The 12,362-nt window shown below is 40.2% G+C and carries 9 protein-coding genes; all 9 read left to right on the top strand.

From position 1 onward, the window contains the following. Positions 1-141 precede the first annotated feature (141 nt). Entirely contained in the window at positions 142-882 is a 741-nt protein-coding gene (locus tag I6J02_RS02325; protein ID WP_201680236.1) for an SMI1/KNR4 family protein, read from the top strand. A 177-nt stretch (positions 883-1,059) separates the two neighbouring features. Then, a complete protein-coding gene (locus tag I6J02_RS02320) occupies positions 1,060-2,010 on the top strand; it encodes a hypothetical protein (RefSeq protein WP_201680235.1) in 951 nt (316 codons plus the stop codon). A gap of 167 nt (positions 2,011-2,177) precedes the next feature. Further along, on the top strand, positions 2,178-2,804 hold the full coding sequence (locus I6J02_RS02315) for a hypothetical protein (protein WP_201680234.1): 627 nt from the start codon (positions 2,178-2,180) through the stop codon (positions 2,802-2,804). Between the two features lie 59 nt (positions 2,805-2,863). After that, positions 2,864-3,358, top strand: coding sequence for a YfbM family protein (locus tag I6J02_RS02310; protein ID WP_236582261.1), 495 nt, complete (start codon positions 2,864-2,866; stop codon positions 3,356-3,358). 144 nt (positions 3,359-3,502) lie between these two features. Then, on the top strand, positions 3,503-4,324 hold the full coding sequence (locus I6J02_RS02305) for a hypothetical protein (RefSeq protein ID WP_201680233.1): 822 nt from the start codon (positions 3,503-3,505) through the stop codon (positions 4,322-4,324). 514 nt (positions 4,325-4,838) lie between these two features. Next, positions 4,839-6,164 carry an IPT/TIG domain-containing protein gene (locus I6J02_RS02300; RefSeq protein ID WP_201680232.1) on the top strand — a complete coding sequence of 442 codons (1,326 nt, stop codon included), beginning with the start codon at positions 4,839-4,841 and terminating at the stop codon, positions 6,162-6,164. A gap of 42 nt (positions 6,165-6,206) precedes the next feature. Beyond that, complete coding sequence (locus I6J02_RS02295; protein ID WP_236582260.1) at positions 6,207-9,320, top strand: SusC/RagA family TonB-linked outer membrane protein; 3,114 nt, start codon at positions 6,207-6,209, stop codon at positions 9,318-9,320. 23 nt (positions 9,321-9,343) lie between these two features. After that, positions 9,344-11,392, top strand: coding sequence for a RagB/SusD family nutrient uptake outer membrane protein (locus I6J02_RS02290; protein ID WP_201680230.1), 2,049 nt, complete (start codon positions 9,344-9,346; stop codon positions 11,390-11,392). 73 nt (positions 11,393-11,465) lie between these two features. Next, on the top strand, positions 11,466-12,359 hold the full coding sequence (locus I6J02_RS02285; RefSeq protein ID WP_201680229.1) for a BT_3044 domain-containing protein: 894 nt from the start codon (positions 11,466-11,468) through the stop codon (positions 12,357-12,359). The last annotated feature ends 3 nt before the right edge of the window (positions 12,360-12,362 follow it).

The following is a 12,362-nucleotide window of genomic DNA, read 5'->3' as shown; positions in this document are numbered from 1 at the left end:
TCTTTTTTTATAAATTTAAAAAATAATAAAAGGTTGTTTTTTTAGGTTAGTTCAAGATTGAAAGTTTTCACTTTCTAATCCGTCACTATCACCAATACACGCCCTGTTTTACGCAATATGCAGAAAAATCATAGTAAAATATTGATTGAAGAAATTAAATCTAACTTAAGACGTTATCATGAACTAATTGAAAAGTTTGTTGATAAAAATCAATTATCTGCTGAACAAAAGAATGCAATTTTTAAGTCTCTAAACCCGCCTCTTGACGAAGATATAATTAGTGACTTCGAGCACAACAATAATGTGCAGCTACCGGTTGAATATAAACTTTTTCTTACTGAAATTGGAAATGGAACCGGAAGCACTTGGGATGATGCCGGAATTGGGCCGGATCTCGGAATTTTAAAAGTGACATTTGACAAAGAACATTGTTTTATTTTTGATGACACCATAACAGACCTGGAAAATACATTTCAATTTGAAGAGGAATATAACGTAGAAAACTGGGAATATTTGTATAAGAAATTCACCAACTGGTTTGAAAAGTATACCAGCGAGTTTAAAAATGATCTTTTTCAACTAAGGGAGCCAACTAACGAGGAATTTGAAAAATTTATAGCCATAAACGGAGAGAATCCCCGAAATGAATACTATGAAAAAATTGAAGTAAATGGAGTTTTACCCATTTGTGGAATTGGTTGCGGAGAATACTATTTCATTGTAATATCCGGAAATTGTAAAGGTGAGATCTGGATTGATTTTCGCGATAATTGGGGAGGAGTTGCTCCCGTTTTAGATAAAAACGGGAACAGACAAAAATTTGACGCCTGGTATAATGAATGGCTAACGCTGGAAATTGAAGAACTGCAAAACAGACTCTGAAACGCTACTGCTAATTATGAGGATTTCATAAAATGGCGGTTTAAGGGAGAAATTGAAAGTTTCTCCTTTTTTCATAAATTTAGAAAATAGTAAAAGGCCGTTGCTTAGGTTAGTGCAAAATTGAAAGTTTTTATATTCTAATTCGCCACTATGCGGCCATTTACCACTAATTGTAAAATGACACGACTGAAACAAAGATATGGACTACTAATTACAGGGATTACTCTCGGTATCGCATATGGACTCGTGACAAGGTTGGTGTTCGGACAAAAAGCAACTTTAGCTTCGGTGACTTATCTGTTTATCATTCCGACAATTTTGGGAATTATTCCTTTAATGTTTGCTGACAATGACAAACTCAAATCGTACAAGAACATTATTTTTATTCCTTGGCTGACAGTTTCGACTTTCTTTTTGACAATGTTCTTATTTGGTATTGAAGACTTCATTTGCTTGTTGGTTCTGGCAGCACCTTTTTTTATTTTAGGAACAATTGGAGCATTGATTTATAGGATATTTCAAATTAACAGACAAAAAAGTAAAGGAAAACTATTGACCTTGGTTTTACTACCCTTTCTATTTGCACCAATTGAAGAATACATAAAAAGTCCTACTAAAATTTACAATGTAAAAAGTGAAGTTATTATTGATGCAACACCTGAAAAAATTTGGAATAATATTGTAGAAGTTCAGACAATTGATCGGAAAGAATATAATTCAGGATTTTTCAATTCAATCGGAATTCCCCGACCAATAAGTGCAACTGTAGACAAAAAAAGACTTGGCGGACAAAGAATAGGGAATTTTGAAGGTGGCTTAATGTTCATTGAAACAATCACGAAATTTGAAGAGAATAAGAAAGTTTCCTTCGACATAAAAATTGATCCTTTAACGGTTCGACAAAAAGTATTTGACCAACATGTACTAAATGGTAACTATTTCAACTTTGTTGACGCAACCTACGAACTGACCGAATTAAAAAATGGGCGAGTAAAATTGACTCTTTCTTCAAGTTATCAGTTGACTTCAACAATCAATTTTTATGGAAAATTTTGGGGCGGCATAATACTAACGGACTTTCAAGACAGACTATTAAACGTAATTGAGAACAGATGCGAAAAAAAATAACTGGCGGTAATACACGTCTGGTGCAATAGAGCTGACTTCGTTAATTGAAACTTCCTGCTTCTATTGTAAATTCGTGTTGGTTGACAGTTTAGTTTTCTGAAATCACGCACTATCACCAAGCCCCGAAACGTTATGGGTAATACAAAACAAATCTGACGAAGAAAAATATGGGAACAATTAAAAACGGTTTTTGGAAGTTAAGTTTTATATTATGTCCGAATGAATTTAGAGATTTTGTAAAATATTGTAGAGAATTAGAAATTGAATTTAACCATCAAAGAGGCGAAGATATACAAGAAGAATATACAAAATTTTACAACTCATTAACATCAGACAAACAGCCTAAAAACTATTTGAAACAAGGTAGTATTTCTCATATTACTGTAAATAGTTTTGTATGTAGTTTGAATGTTAAAGACGCAATAGGTTTTATAATCAATCCTGCAAATATGGTGCACTGGACACACTACAGAGAAGCTGTACGAATTCAGGGTTGGGCTGTACAAATTACATTACAAAAAGGCGTAAGTGTAGACAAAGAAGATGAAAAGGGTAAGTATTTTGTATACGAAGACATACAATTACATTCACCAAAATCATATCCCTTATACCTGCAAGTAGTTTCCTATATAAAAAGCATAACAAAACCTTTAAGATTTAAAGCTCATAATATTGATGACATAGAAGAAATAAATCCAGCAGTAAGAATAAGTGAACAAGTTGCAATAGATTTAGCAAATAGTTGGATTTTCAAAAATTATGAATTTGAAATGATAAGCTATCAAAAAAAATAAACATAAAATCGTAGTGATAAAAAAGAAATTTTAGATTTTTAAACAAAGATAATTGACTTATGGGTATGATAGCAAATTTGCTTCGAGTGACAACGTCTGAACTTGAAGCGTATTTAAAAGATAGTTCATTATTAGAAGACAGCATTTATAATGATGAAGAAGACACGGAAAATCTGGTTGATATTGACAAGTCCTGGGATGGAATTATATTTTTACTAACCGGACAAAGTCTGGCTACTGCAAAACACAATCTGGTAAGAATTCTATTCAGCGGGCAAATTATTGACGAAGAGCAGGATTTAGGTTATGGTCCCGCTCATTATTTGACAGCAGAGCAGGTTGCTGAATTAAATGGTGAAATTTCGGCAATTACAATTGCTGATTTAAAACAAAGATTCAACCCTGAAAAAATGAACGAATTAGAAATTTATCCGATCATTTGGGACGAAGGGGATGATGCTTTTGATTATCTGGCTGATGGATTTTTGACATTACAAAATGTTTTTGCAGAGGCTACAAAAAATAAAGAGGCAATCATTACAATTATGAACTAAACGATATAAAAGTGCGAGCCTCACCGTCTGCATCGGATGGACTGATTCTGAAGTTCCGGTGTTGGAATGGTCCTGACAGGCTGCGGACTGTTGTGAGAGATGTAAAATAACCCTGGCTGAAGTAATCAGATAACACTTAATCCAATGGACTCAAAACAATTATTCAGATTTTTCCATAGTAAATTTCACCTCAGCAACTGGTTTAATGAAAATGCGGATTTAGCTCAAAGTGAGGGAGAGGTAAAATGGCATTATTGCGGGGTTAACGAAGATTTTAAGACTGAATTTGTGGGTCAAACGATAAATGACATTTTTACGGATGATGAAATCTATCTCTGTATTTCCTCCGGTAACAGTTCATTAGTGCATAAGTCCGCTGTTGCCGACGAAATCGGGAAGGTTCTGCACAAGAAAGAAATAGGGCTAATGGATCTTTCATTTACAAAAATGATATTTTTCAATTCCTACGGCACCTTTAAGATTGGAATGATAAGAGATTTTCCGGAAAGTCGTCCAAAGCCAGATGGAAATCTTTTGAAGGTGGCATTTCATGCAAATATTGTCGATGATAGTACTTATCATGTTTCGGATGCTGTAACGAAACATTTTGAATCTATTGAAAAAGCCTTGCACAAGGATTACGGGGGTAATCTGGAGCAGCTTTGGATAGATTTAGAGCTTGTAGAAAGTCACAAGTCTTATCCATTCCGCTTTCAGAAAAGAGTTGGGAATCCCACCTCATATACCGAGTTTTATTCTTACAATGTGGGGCATTACAGTGTCCGGCCCGATTTCGAAAAGCTAAAGTCGCTAGTGTCAGAGGAAGAGATATGTTCCTATGTATTTGAATTGCTGTATCAGTCAACTCAGATTTTAGCGGATAAGCAGAAAAAATTAGATGGTTTTGATGCTTCAAAGTTTCGGTTGGATTTTTCAAATGCATTAAAAAAAGCAGGATACGTTTAATGGAATAAAGTCTGCCTTTGGTGAGCACTTTGTCTTTTGGTGTCAGGCAAAGTGATTCCGAAGCGTTGAGACAAGTTGTGATTCTTTTTCTATTCCTTCGCTATTACCTAAGCAATTATTCCTAAATGCTGCTATTCTGCATTGCCTGACTTTATTAAATTTTAGTTCCCCGAAACTTACGGCTCTTCAGTATAAACTGTTGTGTATAGCCTTTCTCTTCCTTCCTCAACTCTTCCGTTTCATCTCAAAATCTTGTGTAGTCATCCGCTGTCTTTATTTAGATAAGGACACTTGGGTGCAGATACCTTCCTAAAATCTTTGCTTAAAATTAGCACTCCCCATTGCTATTGATCCGGATATCGCTCTGCGTCTTATGTTAAGAGTTAGTGAATTATCCTGTTAAAAAAGGTTAAATCCTTATATTATAATAATATGCTGTTAACCTTAAGAAAACAGTACATCCCTAATATTGCCCCTGAAAAAGAACATATACTCAACCTAAACTATTTATGTAATGAACTGCTACCTATTAACCGCTTATTCTTTTGTAGTTGCCCTGTTTTTGAGCAGCTGTGAAAGTAAAAGTGAGCTTGAGCAAAAAGCTCATGACCCGAATAAACCTGTCGTCCTGACAAGTTTTTATCCTCTGGAAGGTGGGGCAAAGGACAAAATTCTGTTGGATGGTGAAAACTTCGGGTCGGATCCGGGTAAGATCAAAGTGTATTTTAACAATGCACAGGCTTCCGTTATTTCTTCCAGTGGAGATCGTATTTATGCCATTGTACCGAGGTTGCCGGGAGATGATCCTAAAATCTCTGTTGTTATCGGTAAAGATTCAGTTGTGTACAACAACTCCTTTACTTATCATATTCAGGCGCAGGTCAGTACAGTCACCGGGACAGGTGACAAGAACTTTTTAGCCGGACCGCTTGACCAGGCTCACGTATATGGCAAGTACCTGGATATGGATGCGCAGGGCAACTTATTTATGACCTGGCGTGACGGAGGTTCATTTGGTATTGCACGTATCAATGAGAAGGAGAATATTGTGACACCTTTATATTCTGCCGCCTCTTCGCCTAATCCGTATGCCAATGGAGTGACTGTAGATCGTGCGACAGGTATTATGACCGTTTCGCATGAATCTGTAGCCGAGGTATTCTTCTCCTTTGATCCCCGGGAAGCCTGGATACTGCGTCAGCGTAATGCACAATTCTCTGCTGCTGATTACGGATCTATAGTGCAGGCTGACCGCTATGCTAACTTCGTGACCTTCTGTCCGTATGACGGACATCTGTATACCCGTTTTCGTGACGGGAAAGTTGCGAAAATAAATCCGGTTACTTATGCGGCGACTATTGTACATCAGGGGCCTTACGGTTCTCAGTACGGACAGGCGATCAATCCGGCTAAACCCTGGGAACTTTATATCACACTGCATTCCAACGCCAGTCCGAATACGTTTGCTCAGGGCATTTCGGTTTTGGATCTCCGGGATCCGAACGGTACAGGAGGCTTTAAACGTGTAAATGCACCAGGTGGTTCGGGATTCAGGGATGGTCCGGTATCAGACGCGATATTCAACTTTCCGAAAGACATCAAATTTGATAAAGCCGGAAATATGTTTATTGCTGACTATGGTAATCATTGTATCCGGATGTTATCTGCCGATGGTATAGTTTCTACAGTAGCCGGGCAACCTACAAAAGCCGGCTATAAAGATGGCGGCCCTGTCGAATCTCAGTTTAATCAACCCTGGGGAGTAGCAGTGAATGATCAGGGAGATATTTATATCGCCGATTGGAACAATGCACGCATCCGTAAACTAGTTATCGAATAATTAACCTATTACAATATCATGAAGATCATTCACTTTTTGTGTATGCTACCGCTATACCTGTGTTTTTCGGTTACGTATGCACAACAAACACAAGAACAAGAACAGCTAACGATTGCGGGGAATGTCGTTGATGACAAGGGACAGCCCGTATCCAGCGTATCGATTTATGTCAAGGATAAACCAACCGGGACGACTTCGACAGACGCAAAAGGTAAATTTAATATTAAAGCTATTTACGGGGACAGGCTTGTATTTACCAGTGTAGGGTATGAAACGGTAGAACATCTGGTGGTAGAGTCTACAGCCAATCTAACTATTACCTTACCGGAAAAGAGTACCAATATAGATGAAGTCGTGGTCGTTGGTCTGGGCGCTCAGCAGCGGAAAATCAGTTCCGTTGGAGCCATTACTACTGTAGATGTGAAACAATTGCAGAGTCCGGCACCCTCTATCGCCAACTTATTAGGCGGACGTGCTGCGGGTGTTATTTCAATGCAGACCTCCGGTGAACCCGGTGCGAATATCGCAGACTTCTGGGTACGGGGTATCGGTACTTTCGGGGCAAATGCGAAAGCACTTGTCCTGATAGACGGTCTTGAAGGGGATTTAAATACCATTGACCCGGCAGATGTGGAGAGCTTCTCGATTCTGAAAGATGCATCTGCCACTGCGGTATACGGGGTAAGGGGAGCCAACGGAGTCGTTTTAGTAACGACAAAGCGGGGTACTGTAGACCGTATTCAGATAACAGGACGTGTCAATTCGACGATGTCACGCCTTAGCCGTCTGCCCGAATATCTTCGTGCATACGATTACGCCCAGCTGGCAAATGAGGCTTCTGCAGTACGTGGTAGTGAACCACTATTTAACGATACGGAATTAGGTATTATAAAGAATAATCTGGATCCCGATATGTATCCGGACATCAGCTGGCAGGATGAAATCCTGAATAAAAATTTCTGGCGTCAGAGCTATTATGCTTCCGGCCGAGGAGGATCTGAAGTTGCACGGTATTTTCTGAGTCTGGGTGGAAATACAGAAACGGCAGCTTATAAAGTGGACAAAAATTCTATTTATAGTTCCAATGTCGGTTACAATACATACAATTACCGTCTTAATCTAGACCTTAACCTGACAAAGACGACTAAAGTATTTTTAGGTTCAGATGGATTTTTATCCGATAAGAAAGAGCCGGGTATAGCAGATACAGATTTTATCTGGAAAACGCAGTCCACACTTACACCTGTTTCTATTCCGATTCAATATTCCAACGGGTTATTACCGGGGATAGGTAGCGGTGAGCGCTCTTCTCCATATGTGATGATCAATCGTACAGGAAGTTACAATCAGCAGATTTACAAAGGAAAGGTAACACTTGCACTTGATCAGGATTTAAAAAGCCTGCTGGAAGGATTGAAAGTACGTGCACAGGGAGCTTATGATATTCACAGTTATTTTGCAGAGCGCAGATGGACACAGCCTGCACTGTATGAAGCGACAGGACGTAATCTGGATGGTTCATTAATAATGGCTCAAAAAGTACAGGAAAGACCTGCTGCTTACCTGAAAGGATTGAGACAGTACCGTAAATACCATTTTGAGTCTACTTTAAATTACGACCGGAAATTCGGGGAGGATCATCGTACCTCAGCATTGCTTTATTATTACCTGAGCGATGCCAAAGATACAGATGATGCTACGAATAATCTTACGGCAATCCCGGTGCGTTATCAGGGGGTGTCAAGCAGGTTTACTTATGGTTTCAGAGATACCTATTTGTTAGATGTTAACTTTGGTTATACCGGTTCAGAAAACTTTCAGCCGGGTCGCCAGTACGGTTTCTTTCCATCCATTGCATTGGGATGGGTGCCTACAGGATACAAATTTGTACAGGAAGCTGCGCCATGGCTAGATTACTTTAAAATCAGAGCTTCTTACGGTACAGTGGGTAATGACCGTATTACTAATGCCGTACGTTTTCCGTATCTGACAAAGGCTGATATCTACGAAAGCAATGTCTGGGGAGTCGGAGGTATTGAAACCATTACGGAAACCCGTATCGGTGCTGATAACCTGGCCTGGGAGCGTGCTATCAAATCTAACGTCGGTATAGAAGGAAAGCTTTTCAATAACAAGATCGATTTTGTGATTGATTTTTTCCAGGATCAGCGTAATGGTATTTTCCAGCCACGTGTACAGGTGCCGGATTATGTAGGGGTCATTTCCAATCCTTATGCAAATGTCGGCCGTATGAAAAGCTCCGGAGCGGATGGAAACATCACCTATACCACTAAGATCAATAACGATATGACGCTGACCCTTCGCGGTAATTTTACATATTCTAAAAACGTGGTGCAAAACTGGGAACAGGCTTATCTGGAATACTCTTATCTGGAGTATAACGGTTATCCGTACAACTCTATCCGCGGATATCAGTCTTTGGGTTTGTTCAAGGATGAGGATGATATCAAATATAGTCCTACCCAGAGTTTTGGAGCGGTTTTGCCCGGAGATATCAAGTATAAGGATGTAAATGGGGACGGTGTGATTAACTCTTTAGATAAAGTGCCATTGACCCACAGTAATTACCCGTTGACGATGTATGGCTTTGGGGGAGAGTTCCGTTATAAAAATCTTTCTCTGGGCGTACTTTTCAAGGGAACAGGTAAAACTTCTTTCTTCTATGTCGGTCAACCGATGAACTATAAAGGAGTGATTGAAAACACAGGTATGGGTTATATGCCTTTCTTTGGTGGAACCGAAGGAAACCTGATCTCTCTGGTCAATGATCCTGCCAACAGATGGATTCCCAGAGATTACGCTTTGGAACACGGTATAGATTTATCACTGGCGGAAAATCCAAACGCCCGTTTCCCGCGTATGCAATACGGCAATAACAGCAACAACAGCCAGCTATCTACATTCTGGCAGGGTGATGCACGGTATATCCGCTTACAGGAGGTCACACTGAGTTATAATGTGAGTCCGAACTTCCTTAAACGTGTAGGTGTGAAATCTATGGATCTTCAGTTTGTCGGAAACAACCTGTATATCTGGGATAATGTCAAAATATTTGATCCGGAACAGGCTGCCTGGGGCGGACGTAAATATCCTATACCATCGACTTACTCGGTACAGGCCTATATTAATTTTTAGTAGCACATATAGAAATGAAAGACATGAAAACGTCAGTAATCATAAAAAGAATAACGAAAGTCGCACTGGCTGTACAGCTGTTGTTTATGGCAACTTCCTGTAAAGATTATCTTAATATCGACAATTATTTTGATGACGAATTTAATATCGATTCGGCATTTACAAACACGCGTTATATAGAAGCTTACATGTGGGGTGCAGCAGCTATGTTTCCGGATGAGTCCAATACCATCCGCAGTAATTATACCCCCGGCCCGATGGCAACTGATGAAGCAATAAACGGACTTACCGGTACGGGAACTACCAATATTTACTATGGGATGGATTTTGTTACCGGAAATATCACTCCTGATTTTTACGGCGGCCTTAATCAGTGGGGAAAATATTATAAAATTATCCGTAAGGCAAATACGATATTGAAGAATCTCGATGTGCCAAGAGATATGACATATACCGATCGTAACCGGATTGAAGGATATACCCGTTTTATACGTGCTTATGCATATTACAATCTGATCATAGATTTTGGTCCTCCGATTTTGTTGGGAGATGATATCGTGAGTACCAATGAGACGATTGAATATTACGACCGTCCGAGAGCGACATATGATGAGGCTATGGAATACATCTGCGGCGAATTTGAAAAGGCTGCGGTACAGTTGCCTCTGGATGTCAGCTTACTGGATTTTGGTAAACCAACCAAAGGTGCTGCATTTGCTTTGATCGCGCGTCTGCGGTTGATCCATGCCAGTCCGTTGTTTAACGGTGGAGCAGCAGCTAACTCCTATTATGGTAGTTGGGTGCGTAAGACTGACGGGGTACATTATGTATCTCAGCAATACGATGAAAAACGCTGGGCTGTGGCCGCTGCTGCAGCTAAACGAGTGATGGATATGGGAAGGTACAAATTGTATGCGGTGCCGGCTGACGAAAGAACTCCTGTGCTTCCTGCTGGTGTTACTTCTGATCCTAATTTCTATGGCGCCTATCCGAACGGAGCTCAGGGAATCGATGCATTCAGATCTTATTCTGATGTATTTACCGGAGAAGCTGTTGCCTCTATCAACCCGGAATATATCTGGGGAAGAAATACAGCTTATCTCAATACCAATTTAAACCAGGGTGCATTTCCTCCGACATTAGGTGGCTGGGGACGTTTCTCCGTAACTCAAAAAGTGGTGGATGCCTACCTGATGGATGACGGACGTACCAGAGAAGAGGCTCGTGGTGATACGTATTTTGAAGCGGTTGCTGATCTTCCGGCAGGAGGGACATTTGCGGATCTTTTTACAAGTCAGTCTCGTAACTTTTCCGGTTATCCTCTGAATGCAGGAATATTTAAGATGTATGCTAACCGGGAGATGCGTTTTTATGCTTCGGTAGGATTCAACGGCGCTGTCTGGCAGGCTTTATCCAGCACGACACTGAATAACCATACGGCCAAATACTTCTATCAGGAGTCAGATGGTCGTGGCGGGGTATCGGCATCTTCACCTAACTATCCGCTTACAGGATATGTGATAAAAAAATGGAACCATGCTTTTGATGCTCTTACCGGTACAGGTGCCCGGATGATGCCGAAGGCATATCCGATTATCCGGTATGCGGAAATGTTACTGTCATATGCAGAGGCAATAAATAATCTTACCGGAAGTCATACCGTACAGATGGGGACTCAAAGCTATACGATTAGCCGGGATGAGAATGAAATCAAAACCTCATTTAATACTGTACGCTACCGTGCCGGTTTACCGGGATTATCATCTGCTCAGCTTTCCAGTAAAGCGGAGGTACAAAAACAGATTGAGCGTGAGCGTATGGTCGAATTTTTATGGGAAAACAGACGTTTTTACGATGTGCGCCGCTGGGGTATGTATGAAGAGACAGAACGGGAACCTATCCGCGGAATGAATCCGGACGGTGCAACCCGCGAGTCTTTCTACAGAAGGGTTTCTCCGGGAACTTCCTCGTTCCTGACTCGTCAGGTGGATAAAAAATTGATCTGGGTACCTATACCACGTGCAGAGATGCGAAGATTGCCTTCGGTGGATCAGAATCCGGGATATAATTAGGATTAAGCAACAGAAGAAAATGTAAGGTCTTCCGGGAGCCTTATGGACGACGGAAGACCATAATATGAAATTTATGAAACAAAGTTTGATAGCAATACTCGCAATTTCTACCGTATTTACTTCCTGTAAAGACAATGAAATATTCGAAAAGGAAATGTATAAAAATGAGGTGGCGCTGATCAGTTCTGATTATCACAATACTTTTAAAGAAGTTGTTCAGCTGACCGGTGAGGAGGTGATTGGATATGTAGCGGCTTCTTCGGGAGGGACTCATGCACCTACCAAAGACCTGATCATCGGACTGGAAGAAGATACGGCACCCTTAACAAAATATAATTTTGCAGTGTATGACAATGCAGAGGATCTGTATGCTAAATTACTGCCTAAGGAAAAATATGAGATCATGGATAATAAAATCGTGATCAAAGCTGGGGAGCTGACCGGACGCACCATGATAAAACTACGTCCGGATGGATTATCGCCGGATTCTACCTACTTTATAGGACTAAAAGCAACCAATGCTTCCGGTGTTGAAATTAAACCTACTAAAAGTACCATGTTGTATCAGGTTATTATTGAGAATGAGTTTGCATCGCAGGCAAAAAATTCGATGTATTCGATGGTCGGCTTTGCAAACGGTCTGGCTACAGCAGCAAATAAGCAATTGTTTCCGCTGACCACTAATAGTGTGCGCATGGTCGCCGGAAGTGAAACCTTCGTGTCCAAGGTCCCTAATATTGAGAAAAATTGCCTTATACTGGAGATGGATGATTTCAATAATATAACGATAAAGCCTTACAAAGACATCAAGATTGTACAATTGGATAACGATCCGGCTTATCCTAATAAATTCAAAGTAGAGGAGGCTTTTGGTATGCGAACCAATGTGTTCCTGTTGTCTTACCAATATACCATAGGTAATGTCACGACAATAATGAAAGAACGTGTAGAGATGCAGGTAAAATAAATT

This window comes from Sphingobacterium spiritivorum, assembly GCF_016725325.1.
Classification (GTDB): Bacteria; Bacteroidota; Bacteroidia; order Sphingobacteriales; family Sphingobacteriaceae; genus Sphingobacterium.
Note: the sequence above shows the minus strand (reverse complement) of the source record. Positions and strands in the feature narration are given on the sequence as shown.